The sequence below is a fragment of the Bradyrhizobium genosp. P genome (assembly GCF_049949265.1).
In the GTDB taxonomy this organism is placed as follows: domain Bacteria; phylum Pseudomonadota; class Alphaproteobacteria; order Rhizobiales; family Xanthobacteraceae; genus Bradyrhizobium.
The window spans coordinates 5,292,150-5,308,410 of the sequence record NZ_CP188195.1; the positions used below are offsets into that span (position 1 = coordinate 5,292,150).

At 63.5% G+C, this 16,261-nt stretch carries 15 protein-coding genes and 1 pseudogene; 5 read left to right on the forward strand and 11 right to left on the reverse strand.

The window, feature by feature from the left end:
- The first annotated feature begins 100 nt into the window (after nucleotides 1-100).
- A complete protein-coding gene (locus tag ACP2YO_RS25740) occupies nucleotides 101-1,168 on the forward strand; it encodes a GGDEF domain-containing protein (RefSeq protein WP_426433978.1) in 1,068 nt (355 codons plus the stop codon).
- A gap of 167 nt (nucleotides 1,169-1,335) precedes the next feature.
- Here ACP2YO_RS25740 and ACP2YO_RS25745 read toward each other — a convergent pair.
- The 9 genes and pseudogenes from ACP2YO_RS25745 to ACP2YO_RS25785 all read right to left on the reverse strand — a co-directional run.
- Nucleotides 1,336-1,425, reverse strand: a pseudogene (locus tag ACP2YO_RS25745) (TfoX/Sxy family protein); the annotation flags it as partial.
- Nucleotides 1,426-1,455: 30 nt separating this feature from the next.
- The gene (locus tag ACP2YO_RS25750; protein WP_426443315.1) at nucleotides 1,456-1,845 is read right to left on the reverse strand and encodes a HesB/IscA family protein; all 390 of its coding nucleotides are present in this window, start codon (nucleotides 1,843-1,845) and stop codon (nucleotides 1,456-1,458) included.
- A gap of 65 nt (nucleotides 1,846-1,910) precedes the next feature.
- Complete coding sequence (locus ACP2YO_RS25755; RefSeq protein WP_426433979.1) at nucleotides 1,911-2,282, reverse strand: SUF system Fe-S cluster assembly protein; 372 nt, start codon at nucleotides 2,280-2,282, stop codon at nucleotides 1,911-1,913.
- Complete coding sequence (locus tag ACP2YO_RS25760) at nucleotides 2,279-3,526, reverse strand: cysteine desulfurase (protein WP_426433980.1); 1,248 nt, start codon at nucleotides 3,524-3,526, stop codon at nucleotides 2,279-2,281. Before ACP2YO_RS25760 ends, ACP2YO_RS25755 begins: the two co-directional genes overlap by 4 nt.
- Entirely contained in the window at nucleotides 3,523-4,845 is a 1,323-nt protein-coding gene (sufD, locus tag ACP2YO_RS25765; protein ID WP_426433981.1) for a Fe-S cluster assembly protein SufD, read from the reverse strand. Before sufD ends, ACP2YO_RS25760 begins: the two co-directional genes overlap by 4 nt.
- A gap of 17 nt (nucleotides 4,846-4,862) precedes the next feature.
- Nucleotides 4,863-5,615: a Fe-S cluster assembly ATPase SufC gene (gene sufC / locus ACP2YO_RS25770; protein WP_426433982.1), complete on the reverse strand. Its 753-nt coding sequence runs from the start codon at nucleotides 5,613-5,615 to the stop codon at nucleotides 4,863-4,865.
- 59 nt (nucleotides 5,616-5,674) lie between these two features.
- Nucleotides 5,675-7,171, reverse strand: coding sequence for a Fe-S cluster assembly protein SufB (sufB, locus tag ACP2YO_RS25775; protein WP_426433983.1), 1,497 nt, complete (start codon nucleotides 7,169-7,171; stop codon nucleotides 5,675-5,677).
- A 94-nt stretch (nucleotides 7,172-7,265) separates the two neighbouring features.
- A complete protein-coding gene (locus tag ACP2YO_RS25780; protein WP_426433984.1) occupies nucleotides 7,266-8,423 on the reverse strand; it encodes a cysteine desulfurase family protein in 1,158 nt (385 codons plus the stop codon).
- A gap of 34 nt (nucleotides 8,424-8,457) precedes the next feature.
- On the reverse strand, nucleotides 8,458-9,663 hold the full coding sequence (locus tag ACP2YO_RS25785) for an acyltransferase family protein (RefSeq protein ID WP_426433985.1): 1,206 nt from the start codon (nucleotides 9,661-9,663) through the stop codon (nucleotides 8,458-8,460).
- 31 nt (nucleotides 9,664-9,694) lie between these two features.
- Between ACP2YO_RS25785 and ACP2YO_RS25790 the strand changes: the two genes are divergently transcribed.
- The gene (locus ACP2YO_RS25790) at nucleotides 9,695-10,639 is read left to right on the forward strand and encodes a LytTR family DNA-binding domain-containing protein (RefSeq protein ID WP_426433986.1); all 945 of its coding nucleotides are present in this window, start codon (nucleotides 9,695-9,697) and stop codon (nucleotides 10,637-10,639) included.
- A 294-nt stretch (nucleotides 10,640-10,933) separates the two neighbouring features.
- Nucleotides 10,934-11,581: an alpha/beta hydrolase gene (locus tag ACP2YO_RS25795; RefSeq protein ID WP_066508026.1), complete on the forward strand. Its 648-nt coding sequence runs from the start codon at nucleotides 10,934-10,936 to the stop codon at nucleotides 11,579-11,581.
- A gap of 50 nt (nucleotides 11,582-11,631) precedes the next feature.
- Here the strand turns inward: ACP2YO_RS25795 and ACP2YO_RS25800 are convergent, their stop codons facing one another.
- Entirely contained in the window at nucleotides 11,632-12,309 is a 678-nt protein-coding gene (locus ACP2YO_RS25800; protein ID WP_426433987.1) for a glutathione S-transferase family protein, read from the reverse strand.
- Between the two features lie 82 nt (nucleotides 12,310-12,391).
- Nucleotides 12,392-13,495, reverse strand: coding sequence for an anhydro-N-acetylmuramic acid kinase (locus ACP2YO_RS25805; RefSeq protein WP_426433988.1), 1,104 nt, complete (start codon nucleotides 13,493-13,495; stop codon nucleotides 12,392-12,394).
- Between the two features lie 150 nt (nucleotides 13,496-13,645).
- Between ACP2YO_RS25805 and tyrS the strand changes: the two genes are divergently transcribed.
- Nucleotides 13,646-14,899 carry a tyrosine--tRNA ligase gene (gene tyrS, locus ACP2YO_RS25810; protein WP_426433989.1) on the forward strand — a complete coding sequence of 418 codons (1,254 nt, stop codon included), beginning with the start codon at nucleotides 13,646-13,648 and terminating at the stop codon, nucleotides 14,897-14,899.
- Between the two features lie 55 nt (nucleotides 14,900-14,954).
- Entirely contained in the window at nucleotides 14,955-16,199 is a 1,245-nt protein-coding gene (locus ACP2YO_RS25815) for an MFS transporter (protein ID WP_426433990.1), read from the forward strand.
- Nucleotides 16,200-16,261: the final 62 nt, after the last annotated feature.

The window sequence follows — 16,261 nt, forward strand, 5'->3', positions numbered from 1 at the left end:
GTTTACCTTGCCTTCACTCTCGTCCCGTACCCTTGGCCCGATAATTTTAGTTATTTGCTGCTGGACAATATCCGGCGCCGCTCGCATTGGGGACGTAACAGTGGTCAAACTGCTGGACGAACACGAACGCACGTTGGCTTTTGCCGAAGTTGCGCTTGGTCAAATCCGGTCTCTTCGGCAGACCGCTGTCCCCCGCAACTACGAAATTTGGTACGTCTACGCGACCGGATACAACGCTCCCCTCAACAAGATCATCAACGAAACGCTGGCGCGCTGCGGCAAGCTGAGCGAATCCGATCTCGAGCAGATCTACGAAACCTACCTGTCGCACATCAAGACATCCGACCGTATCGACAAGGTCGGCGCCCGCGTCATCGGCGAGATCGATGACGTCATCAAGCTGATCACCGAAGCGCTCGGTGTGTCCTTGAGCTACGATGCAAGCCTGGTCGGCGCCAGCGACAAGCTCGCGACCGCCACGACCCACGATCAGATCAAGGCGGTTGTCGAGAGCCTGGCCAAGTCGACGCACGAGATGCGCGAGACCAACATGGCGCTGGAGAACCGGCTCGCGCTGTCAAAGTCCGAGATCAGTGACCTGCAGCATAGTCTGGAGGCGATCCGCGCCGAGAGCCTGACCGATCCGCTCACCGGTCTCGGCAACCGGAAATATTTCGACCGATCGCTGGAGATGGCGGTGCAGACTGCGCTTGCCAGCGGCGAGCCATTATCGCTCCTGATGTTCGACATCGACCACTTCAAGTCGTTCAACGACTCCTATGGCCACCTCACCGGCGACCAGGTGCTGCGGCTGGTGGCGCAGTCGCTGAAACAGACCATCAAGGGCCAGGACATCACCGCCCGCTACGGCGGCGAGGAATTTGCGGTCGTGCTGCCCAACACCGCGCTGCGCCAGGCGCTGACGGTCGCCGACCACATCCGCCGCGCCGTGATGGCCAAGGAACTGAAGAAGAAGTCCACCGGCGAGATCCTCGGCCGTGTCACCATCTCGGTCGGCGTATCCATGCTGAAGCCGGGCGACGACACCGACTCGCTGATCGAGCGCGCCGATGCCTGCCTGTACGCCGCCAAACGCGCCGGCCGCAACCGCGTGATCTGCGAAGCCGATCCGGAATACAACGCCGAGACGCAGACCCGCGTGGCGTGATCTGCTTTGTAGGGTGGGCAAAGGCGCGCAAGCGCCGTGCCCACCATTTCTAGCGGGATCGAGTTCGGTGGGCACGCTTCGCTTTGCCCACCCTACGATTCTTGTTGGCCGTCGCAATCTTCTTGGGGGTAGCTTTCTTCGCGGGCGCCTTTTTCGCAGCAGCCTTCGTCAGCGGAGATGCCGTAGCCAGAAAACATCCGGCGCAGCGTGACCGGCCCGAAATCGGCAAAAAGGTCGATCAGGAATTCGCGGTCCATCATAAGGGCCGACTACCGTGGCAGAGGAAACTAGACCTCGGCCGGCTTGAGCTGCACCGACTCGCCGCAGCCGCAAGCCGAGATCTGGTTCGGGTTGTTGAACACGAACTGGGCCTGCATCTTGTCGGCCTTGTAGTCCATCTCGGTGCCGAGCAGGAACAGTACGGCCTTGGGCTCGACCAGGATCTTCACGCCCTTGTCTTCGACCACTTCGTCGGTCGGGCGGATATCATGGGCATATTCGACAGTGTAGGACTGCCCGGCGCAGCCGCCGTTCTTGATGCCGACGCGCAGGCCGACGATCTCGGAATCGGCGCGCTGGGTGAGCTCCGTGATCCGTTCCGCGGCGGCGTCAGTCAGTTTCATGACCTGCGGGCGCGGCCGCCTTGGCTTGGCTGAAATCGGAGAAGCTTGTGTCATGTCATTCATGTGGGCAGTCCCCGCAGCAAATCAATTGCCGATCCTAAGTCCGATCCACTAACGCATCACCACATATTAAGGACGAGGCGCGCCTCGTCCGACATGCGATCCGGCGTCCAGGCCGGATCCCACACCAAATTGACGTTGACGACGCCGACACCGGGGACGCTCGCCACGGCGTTCTCTACCATCGTCGGCAGCTCGCCCGCTGCCGGGCAGTTCGGCGTGGTCAGCGTCATCAGGATGTCGACGGCGCGATCGTCCTTGAGGTCGACCTTGTAGATCAGACCGAGTTCGTAGATGTCGGCCGGGATTTCCGGGTCGAACACCGTCTTCAGCGCGGCGACGATTTCGCCGCCCAGGCGCTCGGTCTCCTCCGCCGGCAGCGCCGAGGTGGTTTCCATGTTGGCAGTCTTGACTTCGGCCGTATCGGTCATGCGAACAATTCCCGCGCCTTGATCAGCGCCTGCGCCAGATGGTCGACTTCTTCCCTGGTATTATACATCCCGAATGACGCGCGGCAGGTCGCCGTGACATTGAACCGCTCTAAAAGCGGCATCACGCAATGGGTGCCGGCGCGCACCGCAATACCCTGACGGTCGATCACCGTCGCGACGTCGTGGGGATGCGCGCCCTTCATCTCGAAGGAGATCACCGGACCCTTGTTGCGGGCGGTGCCGATCAGCCTCAGCGAGTTGATCTCGCGCAGCCGCTGCTGGGCATAGGTAAGCAGGTCGTGCTCGTGGGCTGCGATGCGGTCCTTGCCGATCGAATTGACATAATCGATGGCGGCGCCGAGCCCGATCGCTTCCACGATCGGCGGGGTGCCGGCTTCGAACTTGTGCGGCGGATCGCCATAAGTGACCCAGTCCTTGGCGACTTCGCGGATCATCTCGCCCCCACCGTTGAACGGGCGCATCGCGACCAGATGCTCGTGCTTGGCATAGAGCGCGCCGATGCCGGTCGGTCCGTAGACCTTGTGGCCGGTGAAAGCGTAGAAATCGCAGTCGAGGTCCTGCACGTCGACCGGCAGATGCACGGCACCCTGCGCGCCGTCGACCAGCACCGGAATGCCGCGGGCGTGCGCCAGCCTGATGACCTCCTTGACCGGCACCAGCGTGCCGAGGGCGTTCGACATCTGGGTGATCGCAACAATCTTGGTGCGCGGCGTCAGGAGTTTTTCGAACTCCTCGATCAGGAAATTGCCCTCATCGTCGACCGGCGCCCACTTGATGACAGCGCCGTGGCGTTCCCGCAGGAAATGCCAGGGCACGATGTTGGAGTGGTGCTCCATGATCGAGAGGACGATCTCGTCACCCTCTTTGACGTTGGGTTCGCCCCAGGACGACGCCACCAGGTTGATCGCCTCGGTGACGTTGCGGGTGAAGACGATCTCCTCATTGCGGCGGGCATTGACGAACTTCGCCACCTTGCCGCGGGCGCCTTCATAGGCCTCCGTCGCGGCATTCGCGAGGTAATGCAGGCCGCGATGGACGTTGGCGTACTCGCTCTTATAGGCTTCCGTCATGCGGTCGAGCACCGCGTTCGGCTTCTGCGCCGAGGCCGCGTTGTCGAGATAGACCAGCGGCTTGCCGTAGACCTGCATGGCCAGTGCTGGAAAATCCTGCCGGACGCGGGCGACGTCGTACGCACCGTTGCTGACTGCCGGATGCGTGCTCATGCCCTCGCCTCCAGCCAGCGCCGTGCGGCTGCGATTGCGACCTCACGCAAGGTGTCGCTGACGATGGTCTCGATCGCCTCGCCGACAAAAGCCTGGATCAGAAGCGCCTGAGCTTCCTTCTCCGGCAGTCCGCGGGCGCGCATGTAGAACAGCAGGCTCTCGTCGAGCGCGCCGGTGGTCGCACCGTGGCCGCAGGTGACGTCGTCGGCGAAGATCTCGAGTTCCGGCTTGTTGTCGGCTTCCGCCTCGTCGGAGAGCAACAGCGCGCGGGTCATCATCTTGGCGTCGGTCTTCTGGGCATGCGGACGGACGATGATGCGACCCTGGAACACCGAATGCGCACGGTCGTCGACCACGGCGCGGAAGATCTCGCGGCTGTCGCAATGCGGCACCGCGTGATCCATGAACAGCGTGGTGTCGGCGTGCTGCTTGCCGTTGATCAGATTGACGCCATTGGTCTCGACCTTCGAGCCCTCGCCGGCGCACGTCACCGTGGGCTGGTAACGGCTGACATGGGCGCCCGTGGTCATCGCGAAGGTGTTGAAATGCGCGTGTGCGCCAAGCGTGACCGTGGCGGAGGAGATGTTGAAGGCGTCGCTTGCGTCCTCGACCAGGCGGACATGATCGAGCCGCGCATTGTCGCCGATCGCAACGATCAGCCCGTCATGGGTCTGGTAGGCCTTGGCGCCGTCGGCGGCGAGATAGCTCTCCACCAGCGTCGCGCCGGTGTCGCGGCCGAGCCGCAGCAGCGAGCGCGTAAACATCGCGGCCGGTGTGGCGCTTGATGCCACGTGGACGATGTGCAGCGGCCGGGTAAGCACCGTGCCGTCGGCGACGTCGATGACGAAGCCATCGGTCGCCATCGCGCCGTTCAACGCGATCATGGGATTGGAATTGTCCGACGCAAACGCCTGCACCGACAGCGCGCCGTCGCCGGCGTCCAGTATCTCGCGCAGCGGCCGGATGCTGAGCCCCTTCTCGAGATTGCCGAGATCAGACAGATCAGGCGCGAAGGCGCCGTCGACGAGGACCAGGCGGCGCACGCCGTCGATCGCCTGCAGCTTCGCAGCCGCCGCGGCACGGTTGAGCGCTGTGGCGTCCGGCGCCGGCGCGAGCGGCAGTACTTCGCGCATCAGCGCGCGCAGATCGGTGTATTTCCAATCCTCGATCCGGCGATGCGGCAGACCAACGCGCTCATAGGCAACGAACGCCTGGCGCCGCTGCTCGGCGATCTCGCCCTTGCCCGGCAGACGGTCGCTCACGAGGGCGAATGCATCGCCCAGCGCACGCCCGGTCTCGGTCTTTGCAACAACGTTCATCACAGATCGGTCCTTCGTCAGGCAGCGTCTTCGAACTGCGCGTAACCCAACTCTTCCAGCTCGAGTGCCAGCTCCTTGCCGCCGCTTTTGACGACCCGGCCCTTCGACATCACGTGCACGACATCGGGCACGATGTAATTCAAGAGACGCTGATAGTGGGTGATCACGACCATCGCACGCTCCGGCGAGCGCAGCGCGTTGACGCCGTCGGCCGCGATCCGCAGCGCGTCGATGTCGAGGCCGGAATCCATTTCGTCGAGGATGCAGACGGCCGGCTCGAACAGCGCCATCTGCAGGATCTCGTTGCGCTTCTTCTCGCCGCCGGAGAAGCCGACATTGACGCCGCGCTTCAGCATGTCCTGCGGGATGTTCAGCGACTTGGCGACCTCGCGAACCTTCTTGAGGAACGCCGGCGACGACATCTCGTCCTCGCCGCGCGCCTTGCGCTGCGCGTTCAGTGCCGCATGCAGGAAGTTCCAGGTGGTGACGCCGGGTATCTCGACCGGATACTGGAACGCCAGGAACACGCCCTTCGCGGCACGCTCATTGGGCGCCATCTCCAGCAGGTCCTGGCCCTTGAACAGCACCTGCCCGCCGGTGACTTCATAGCCCGGCTTGCCGGCGATGACGTGGGAGAGCGTCGATTTGCCGGAGCCGTTCGGCCCCATGATCGCATGGACCTCGCCCGGGTTCACCGTGAGCGACAACCCGTGGAGGATCTCACGCTCCTCGACGCGGACTTTCAGATCTTTCACTTCAAGCAATGGCATCACAATCTTCCTGAGCATCATCCCGAGGCGCGTCATTCGCGACCCTTGGCGGGATGGATTTAACCAACCGAACCTTCAAGGCTGATCGAGATCAGCTTCTGCGCTTCCACCGCGAACTCCATCGGCAGTTGCTGCAGCACATCTTTCACGAAGCCGTTGACGACGAGGCCGACGGCTTCCTCTTGGCTGAGCCCGCGCTGGATGCAGTAGAACAGCACGTCCTCTGAGATTTTCGAGGTCGTGGCCTCATGCTCGAACGTCGCAGACGAATTCTTGGCTTCGACGTACGGCACTGTATGCGCGCCGCATTTGTCGCCGATCAGAAGCGAGTCGCACGCGGTGTAGTTGCGCGCGCCGGTCGCCTTGCGATGGGCGCTGACCAGGCCGCGATAGGTGTTCTGCGATTTGCCGGCGGCGATGCCTTTGGAGATGATCCGGCTCGACGTGTTCTTGCCGAGGTGGATCATCTTGGTGCCGCTATCGACCTGCTGAAAGCCATTCGAGATCGCGATCGAGTAGAACTCGCCGCTCGAATTGTCGCCGCGCAGGATGCAGCTCGGATATTTCCAGGTAATCGCCGAGCCGGTCTCGACCTGGGTCCAGGAGATCTTCGAATTCCTACCCCGGCAGTCGCCGCGCTTGGTGACGAAATTGTAGATGCCGCCCTTGCCTTCCGAATTGCCAGGGTACCAGTTCTGCACCGTCGAATATTTGATCTCGGCATCGTCGAGCGTGACGAGTTCGACCACGGCGGCGTGCAGCTGGTTCTCGTCGCGCTGCGGCGCGGTGCAGCCTTCGAGATAGGAGACGTAGGCGCCCTTGTCGGCGATGATCAGCGTGCGCTCAAACTGGCCGGTGTTGCGCTCGTTGATGCGGAAATAGGTCGACAGCTCCATCGGGCAGCGCACGCCCGGCGGCACGTAGACGAACGAACCGTCGGAAAACACCGCCGAGTTAAGCGTCGCGAAATAGTTGTCAGACGTCGGCACCACGGTGCCGAGATATTTCTTCACGAGCTCGGGATGCTCGCGGATCGCCTCGGAGATCGGCATGAAGATCACGCCGGCGGCCTTCAATTCCTTCTGGAAGGTGGTCGCGACGGAAACCGAATCGAACACGGCGTCGACCGCGATCTTGCGGTTGGCCGATGGCGCGCCACCCGGCGGCGATTCGACGCCTTCCAGGATCGCGACCTCGCGCAGGGGAATGCCGAGCTTCTCGTAGGTCTTCAGGATTTCCGGATCGATCTCGTCGATCGACGACAGTGTCTTCTTCGGCTTCGGCGCCGAGTAGTAATAGAGATCCTGGTAGTCGATCTTGGGATAGTTGACCCGGGCCCAGGTCGGCTCGGTCATGGTCAGCCAGCGGCGGAATGCCTCCAGGCGCCATTCCAGCATCCAGGCGGGCTCATTCTTCTTTGCAGAGATGAACCGTACTGTGTCTTCCGACAATCCCTTAGGGGCCTTGTCGGATTCGATCAGCGTCTCAAACCCATATCGATACTGGTCGACGTCGATGCGCCGGACGCGCTCGACCGTCTCTTGTACAGCAGGCATTCAATCCTCCGCTCGCGGTTTCAAGGACCGCGGTGGATCATAGTTCAGAATTGTCTATCACGATGCTTTGGGGATGAAACAGGCTTAGAACGGTTCAAGCCGTGTTTCGTCGCTCTCCCTTAACTAGGGTATCGGCGAGCTTTCGCCAAGCCTTGAGGGCCAAATCCACGTCTGTGTCCGTGGTAGACCAGCCAAGACTGAGCCGCACCGCTCCCTGCGCCACGTCTGAGTGGTATCCCATTGCCGCCAGCACATGAGATGGCTGTACCTTGCCCGAGGAGCAGGCGGAGCCGGAGGAGACAGCCACCCCGGCGAGGTCGAATCCGATAACCGCCGTCTCGGCCCTCATCCCCGACACGGTGAATAGAACGGTATTTGGCAACCTCTTGGCCTCGTCCGAGAAGACAATCAGGCCCGGCGTCTCCCGGAGTCCGTGCTCCAGACGGTCCCGCAAACCCCTCATCCTGACGGCATCGGCCTTCAGCGCCGCCATTGCCGCCCTGGCAGCCGCGCCAAAGGCGGAAATGCCGGCGACATTCTCCGTCCCTGCCCGCCGCCCAAGCTCCTGCCCGCCGCCACGCAGCAGCGCCTCCAGCCCCTCCACGCCCTCGGCGAGGACGAGCGCCCCGACGCCCTTCGGACCGCCGATCTTGTGCGCCGACAGGGTCAGCAGATCCGCCTGCGTCGTGCCGAGATCGAACGGGATCTTTCCGAACGCCTGGATGGCGTCGACATGCACCAGCCCGCCGGCCGCATGGACGATCCCGGCGACGTCGGCCACCGGCTGGATCGCGCCGGTCTCGTTGTTCGCCAGCATCACCGACACCAGCGCGGGCGGACCGTCGGCCAGCAGCGCGCGCAGATGACCAAGATCGACCACGCCGGCGCGCGTCACGTTAATTGTCCCGACTGCGTCAGCCGCAAACCGTCCGCCCGCCGACACCGAGGGGTGTTCGACCGCCGAGACCAGCAGCCGCGTCACCGGAGCGCTGGCGCCGCGCCGCAAGCCCGGGGTCAGCGCCAGCGCATTGGCCTCGGTTCCCCCCGACAAAAACACCACGTCCTGCGGCCCTGCCCCAACGACCTGTGCGATCGCACCGCGGGCATCTTCAACCAGCCGGCGCGCCTTGCGGCCCTCGCTGTGCACCGACGACGGGTTGCCGCTCAGCTCCCACGCAGCAACCATCGCCGCCTTCGCCTCGGGGCGAAGCGGCGTGGTGGCATTCCAGTCGAGATAGACGCGGTTCAACATGCGGCCGTCTTAGCACCTTTTGCGAAACGTCCCATCATTCCGCAGGCTGCTCGCGCGTGGTCAGCACCTCCGGTGCAGACGCCATTTTCAGTCCGAACAGCGGCCGCAGGATGTTGACGCGCCGGATGATCTCGTAGCTCAGCGCACAAGTCGCAGCCGTCCCCGCAATCACAATCGAGGCCTCCAGCCAGGCCGGCAGGCCTTGTCCGCGCAGCGCGTGAGCGATCACGATGATCGCGGTCTGATGCACGATGTAATACGGAAAGATCGCGTCGGTCAGGTAGCGGCGCACGGCCGTATCAGCCGTGAGCCAGCGCCTGGCGAAGCCGAGCGCGGCCACGATGCAGAACCACTGATAGGTGCCATAGGCGAAGCCGCCATAGATCTTCAGCGGCAGTCCGCTGTGTCGGGTCGACAGCAGCACCAGGAATGACACAAACAAGGCGATCACAAGCAACAGTGCCGGCCAGCGCTGCCGCTCGATGCTCTCCCACACGGCGCCGGCGCGAGCCAGCCCAAAGCCGAACAGGAAGACCGTCGCAAACTGCGCGTGATCGTACCAATCGCCGAACAGGGCGTGCGTCATAGGAAAGTTCGGATAGAGCAGCAGCCGATAGGCCGCAAACAGCAGCGGCGGCAGCACCAGCACCCGCACACCGGCGAGAGCCCAGGCGAGCACGCCCTCGAACCAGCCAAGCAGGCCGGGCAGCACCATCAACACGCCGCCGAGCGCAATGGTGTAGACCCAGAGATAGACCACAAACCAGAGATGGTTCCAGGTCGGCTGCACGATGCAGGGGGTCGGGCAGAACTGCGTCCCGAACGCGAGATAGTGCCGCAGGTAGAAATCAACGAAACCGGCGGGATAGCCGAGAGCTTCGACGATCTGGAGATAGGATTGTGGCGGCACGATCACCAACATGCCGAACAGCAGCGGGATCAGCAGCCGCACTGACCGCGACCGCAGCAGCGGCACCAGCGCGTATTTTTTCAACATGAACCGCGTGGCCACGCCCGACACCAGGAACAGCAAGGCGAGCCGCCACGGATTGAGCACGATCATCAGCGGCTCCAGCGCCGTGATCCGATGGTCGCTCTTGATATGGAACCCCCAGGACACGTAGAGCATCCCGACGTGATAGAAGATCAGCAGGCCGAACGCCGAAATCCTAACCCAATCGAGATCGACCCGCCGTTCCGACATGGCGTAGGACGATTGTGATATAGTTTGCTGCGTCATTTGCTTGATCCCGTGTTGCGCTGATAACCGCATGTCCGACGTCAAAAATGCCCCTGAAAGCCCGGCCGTCGAGCCGGTTTGGGATCAGAACCGGACCTCCTGGGATGACACGACGCCGTCCGGGACGAGCGGTTGGCTGCGCGGGATTGCCGGTCGGGACCGCCGGCTCTTCGCAGCGGTCGCGCTGATCTCGCTCGCGACCGGCATCGTCAACGCGCTGTCGACTGCGCAGGACGTGGCCTGGCGCGGAGGCGCCTACGATCTCCGGACACCGCTGCTCTGGGAAACCTCCAGCGTTGCCATGATTGTCCTGCTGGCCCCCATCCTGTTTGTCGCTGTATGGCGGTTACGCCGCTCCTCGACCTGGGCGCAGCGCATCGGACTGGCGGCGGCGGCCATCATCGTCTTCTCGACGCTGCACATCGCGGGAATGGTGGCCATCCGCAAGGTCGCGATGTGGCTGGCCGGAGGGTCCTACGACTTCCGCCTCTCGGTCACCACATTGCTCTACGAGTTTCGCAAGGACCTCGTCACCTGCCTGCTGATCGGCGCCATCGTCTGGCTGATCGACAGCCGTCGCGAAGCGCAACAGACCCAGCGACAATTGGCGTCGGCCGCTTCGCCACAGGCGCTGCCGGACACCATCTGGCTGCGGGACGGCACGACGCGCATCCGGATCGAGCCACGCGATCTGGTCTGGGTCAGTTCGGCCGGAAACTACGTCGAATACAGTCTCGCGAATGGCAGCAGCCATCTGGTCCGCGGCACGCTGGCCGCAGCCGAGGCGGAGCTTGGGCGATTCAAACTCGCACGCGTCCACCGCACCCGGCTGGTCAATCTCGATCGCGTGACCGGCGTGGAATTGAAGCCGTCGGGCGATTTCGAGCTGAGCTGCGACAACGGGCAGGTGATTCAGGGCAGCCGACGTTATCGAAGCGCGATTGCCGGTTTCGATCGGATACATTCCGCAAGCTGAGCCGCCTCGCCAACGGCTCCTCCGCGCGATTCCCTACTTTTTCCCAGACGATCAATAAGTTATGGCTGCACCGCGGTTTCGATGCTGGAGCCGACGGGCGCACAAAATCCTTGATTTTTGCCCCACCGCTCATGCTAGAAGGCGGCCTCAAAGTTTGACTGCGCCCTGTGGGGCATCGTCCAGCCGACGCCGATCACCCTTTCGATGAGCTGCTTTGTCTGCCGCAAGCCGATGAAGTCAGCCCACATCCGGTTGATGCGTATGGATCAATCGAGGGATCAATAAGGGATCACGATGCCTGAAGTTATTTTCACCGGCCCTGCTGGCCGCCTCGAAGGCCGTTACCATCCGGCCAAGCAGAAGAACGCGCCGATCGCGATGATCCTGCATCCGCATCCGCAGTTTCACGGCACGATGAACCACCAGATCGTCTACCAGTGCTACTATGCGTTCGCGCATCGCGGCTTCTCGGTGCTGCGTTTCAATTTCCGCGGCGTCGGCCGCAGCCAGGGCTCGTTCGATCACGGCACCGGTGAATTGTCTGACGCCGCAAGCGCGCTCGACTGGGCGCAGGCGATCAACCCGGAGGCGCGCGCCTGCTGGGTTGCGGGATTCTCGTTCGGCGCCTGGATCGGCATGCAGCTCCTGATGCGCCGGCCGGAGGTCGAGGGCTTCATCTCGATCGCGCCGCCCGCCAATCTCTACGACTTCTCGTTCCTCGCGCCCTGCCCGTCGTCGGGCCTGATTGTGCATGGCGACAAGGACGCCGTAGTGCCGCCCAAGGACGTCAACACGCTGGTCGAGAAGCTGAAGACCCAGAAGGGCATCGTGATCGATCAGCAGATCATCCCCGGCGCCAACCACTTCTTCGACGGCAAGCTCGAGCCGCTGATGGAGACCGTGACCGGCTATCTCGACATGCGTCTCGCCAACGTGCGTTGAACGCGAACGTTAGCCCGGATGAAGCGCAGCGCAATCCGGGCTACGGTTCTCTACGCCGCGAGCTTCAGCAGATGTGCGTCGTATCGCACTAGGAACGCGCGCAGCAGGTTCGGGTAATCTGGCGAAACGGCGCTGCGCACGCTCGGCCGCTGCGCCAGCGCCGCACGCCATATCAGCAGCTTCGGCGTATCGGCAAAAACAGCGAGATCGGCGAGTTCGTCGAACACGTCGAAATAGCGGAAGATCGGCGCGAACACCGCGTCCACCAAGCTAAAGTTCTGACCAGCGAAGAACGGGCCCGCGCCGAGCGCCGCCTCGACCCGCGCGAACTTTGCGGCCACCGCCTGCCGCTTACTCTCGAACATCGCGGCATCGGTGGTGGTTTCAAGTCCCCAGAGATCGCCAAGAATAGCCGAGCCGAACTCCATCCAGCCGCGATGCCCGGCGCGAACCAGCGCATCTTGCGGATGGAGCTTCGCGCCTCCTTGCGTCTCCTCGATGTATTCGCAGATCACGTTGCTCTCGAATAGCGCGACCTCCCTGCCATCGTCACCAGTCACGACCAGCACCGGCACCTTGCCGAGCGGCGAGATCTTGAGGAACCAGTCGGGCTTGTTGGCGAGATCGATGTCGATCCGCTCGAACGGAACGCCCTTCTCTGACAGTGCGATCGCAGCGCGTTGCACATAGGGGCAAAGCTTGTGGCTGATCAGCTTCAGGGCGGGCACGGTGAACCTCGTATTTAATGCATATGCATTTAATTACATGCATCTGCATTGAACTGTCAAGGTAGATGCATTTGCATCTATCTCACGGCCGCGCGATGATGCCTCCGGTCATGGGCATCGGCACCCCCGTGGTGGCGGGATAGCTCAGCGGCAGGCCCTTCAGGCCGCGCGCGGCGAGGAAGCCGAAGGCCTGGGCTTCGATTGCATCCGACGCCCAGCCGAGCGTTCCGGCGGCCTCGACGGTTGCCGGCGCCAGCCGCTCGCGCAGCATCCGCATCATGGTGAGATTGGAGGCGCCGCCGCCGGCAACAATCCAGCTCTTCGGCGGTTTCGGCAGCAGCGGCACGATGCGGGCGATCGCGGCCGCGGTGAAGGCCGTCAGCGTCGCGGCACCGTCGGCCGGCGCGACGGCACCGAGCCTGAGGCTCGCAAAATCATTGCGGTCGAGCGATTTCGGCGGCGACAGCGAAAAGAACGGCAGCTTCAGAGCCTGCGCAATCCAGGCCTCATCGGCCCGACCCTGCGCCGCGAAGCGGCCCTCGGTGTCGAACGGCTGATGCATCTCGCGGAACATGAAGTCGTCGAGCAGCGCATTGCCGGGTCCGGTGTCGCAGGCGATCAGCGTGTCCGTGCCGTCGATGTAGGTGATGTTGGAGACGCCGCCGATATTGATCACGACGATCGGCCCGTCGCGGTTCAGCGATTGCGCCAGCGCGCGGTGATAGACCGGCACGAACGGCGCGCCCTGCCCGCCGGCGTCGACGTCGGCGGCGCGGAAATCATGCATCACCGGGATGTGGATCGCCTTGGCGAGCGCCGGACCATCACCAATTTGCACCGTCAGCTTCCGCTCGGGGCGGTGCAACACGGTCTGGCCATGGAACCCGACGATGTCGATATCCTGGCAGGAGATCCGGTTCTGCGCGGTGAAGGTAGCGACGGCCTCGGCATGGGCGACGGTGACGATTTGTTCGGCCTGCCGCAGGATCCCCGGCCGCGCGTTGCGCTGCGGCAGATGAACGGCTTCCGTCAGTGCCTGCCGCAGCAGACTGCGCTCGCCCTCGGTATAGGGCCGGTACCCCGACGGTCCGAACGCCTTGACCTGGCGGCCGTCGGTCTCGATCAGCGCGACGTCGACCCCGTCGAGCGAGGTCCCGCTCATGAGTCCAAGTGCCGTCAGCATCATGGTGGTAGCGCTCCGGCCGGAACCGCCGGCTTGTATCAAACAAGTACATCCTATAATGCCACAGCGCGTCCGGCTGCGGCAGCCCTTACGCCAAGGTTCCGCAAATAGATGCAAAAACCGTAAAACAAGAATGATCTCGGTCGCAGACAAATGACGGCATTTAAATCGGATTTCCTTAATACTTTACAGGAACGCGGCTTCATCCACCAATGCTCCGATTTCGAGGGGCTCGACGCGCTTGCCGCGAAGGGCGAAGCGACCGCCTATGTCGGCTATGACTGCACCGCGCCGTCGCTGCACATCGGCAACTTCCTCACCATGATGATGCTGTACTGGTTGCAGCAGAGCGGGAACAAGCCGATCACGCTGATGGGCGGCGGCACCACGATGGTCGGCGACCCCTCCGGCAAGGACGAGAGCCGCGCGATCCGCACGATCGCGGAGATCGAAGCCAACAAGGCCTCGATCCGCGGCGTGTTCGCCAAGGTGCTGCGCTATGGCGACGGGCACGCCGACGCGATCATGCTCGACAACGCCGAGTGGCTGACGAAGTTGAACTGGATCGAGATGCTGCGCGACATCGGCCGGCATTTCTCCGTCAACCGCATGCTGACGATGGATTCGGTGCGGCTCCGGCTCGAGCGCGAGCAGGAGATGAGCTTCATCGAGTTCAACTACATGGTCTGCCAGGCCTACGACTTCGTCGAGCTGTCGCGCCGCGTCGGCTGCAAGTTGCAGATGGGCGGTTCCGACCAATGGGGCAACATCGTCAACGGCGTCGATCTCGGCCGCCGCATGGGCACGCCGCAACTGTTCGCGCTGACCACGCCGCTGCTCACCACCGCCTCCGGCGACAAGATGGGCAAGACGGCCAAGGGCGCGGTGTGGCTCAACGCCGATCAGTTCTCGCCCTACGATTTCTGGCAATACTGGCGCAATGTCGAGGATGCCGACGTCATCAAGTTCCTCAAGCTGTTCACGATCCTGCCGATCAGCGAAATCAATAAGCTTGCGGCGCTCGGGGGCAGCGAGATCAACGAGGCCAAGAAGGTGCTGGCGACCGAAGCGACCGCCCTGCTCCACGGCCGCGACGCCGCCGTTGAGGCCGCCGAAACCGCGCGCCGCACGTTCGAAGAAGGCGCACTGGCCGAGACGTTGCCGACCGTGGAAATTCCGCGCGGCGAATTTGACGCGGGCATCGGCGTGCTCGCGGCCTTCGTCAAGGCCGAGCTCGTTGCGTCCAACGGCGAAGCGCGGCGCCAGATCAAGGGCGGCGGACTGCGCGTCAATGACGCCGCCGTCACCGACGAGAAGATGCTGCTGACATCAGCCAATCTCACGCCGGAGGGCGTCGTCAAGCTGTCGCTCGGCAAGAAGCGCCACGTCCTGCTCAAGCCTGCATAGGCGCATTCGGATTTGTCGGTTGTAGGGGCTGGCGAAAGCGCGCTCCCTGCATCCGATGGACCAGACCACGCCCCGAGACGACACAATCGCGACGCCGAAGCAGGCGCGCATCGCGTTGAGTGTCCTGGCGCTCTGCTTCGTATTCTCCGTGCTCGGCCGCGGCCTCAGCGACAGCTTCACGGTGTTCCTGAAGCCGATCTCGGAAAGTTTCGGCTGGGATCGCGCAGAGGCGGTGTCGGTCTATTCTCTTGCGTGGCTGGCCAGCGGTTTGACCGCGCCGCTGGTCGGGCGCCTGTTCGACCGGGCCGGCCCGCGTGCGGTTTATGCGCTTGGGCTCTTGCTGCTGGGCTGCGCGTTCCTCGGCGCGGCACATGCGCGGGCGCTCTGGCAATTCCAGCTCAGCGTCGGCCTCTGCGTCGGCTTCGGCACCGCACTGATTGGCAATGTGTCGAACTCGATCCTGCTCGGCCGCTGGTTCGGACCACGGCTTCCGACCGCGATGGCCGTGATGTATTCGGCAATGGGCGGCGGCTTGCTAGTGCTGCTGCCGCTCTCGCAGGTCCTGATCGAGCGGTTCGGCTGGCGCAATGCCTATCAGGTGTTCGGCATATCAGCGCTTTGCCTGCTCGCGCCGCTGATGTTGCTGCCGTGGCGGCTGCTCGCGGGCGGCTCGCCGCATGTCGTCAAGAAAGCCGGAACCGGCTTGGCCGACGAAGGCTGGACGCTGCTCAGCGCGATGCGACACCACGCCTTCTGGGCGCTGTTCTCCACCTTCTTCTTCACCGCGGTCGCAATGTACGCGCTGACAGCGCAGATCGTCGCCTACCTGATCGACGTCGGTTTTTCGCCGCTGCAGGCAGCCACCGCCTGGGGATTTAGCGGCGTTGCCCTGATCGTCGGCATGCTCGGCGTCTCCACGCTCGACGGCATCATCGGCCGCCGGCCGTCGGTCCTGTTCAGCTACGGCGTTTCGATCGTCGGCATCGTCCTGCTTTGGCTGTTGCAGTGGTATCCGAACCACTGGCTGCTCGCCGGCTTCGTGATCTGCTTCGGCAGCATGATCGGTTCGCGCGGCCCGCTGATCACCGCGACCGCCCTCAAAATCTTCCGCGGCGAACGCGTCGGCACCATCTACGGCACGATCATGATCGGCAGCGGCCTCGGCTCGGCACTGGGCTCATGGGGCGGCGGCCTGATCCACGACTGGACCCACGGCTACAACCCGTTGATCGTATTCGCGCTCGTCAACGTGGTGCTGGGATTGATCCCGTTCCTGGTGGTGCCTGCGCTGCGGCGCTGAACCGGGGCATTGCGCCTGCTTTTGCTCCGCCGAGTCTCCAGACATCATCCGAAGGCCTGCTG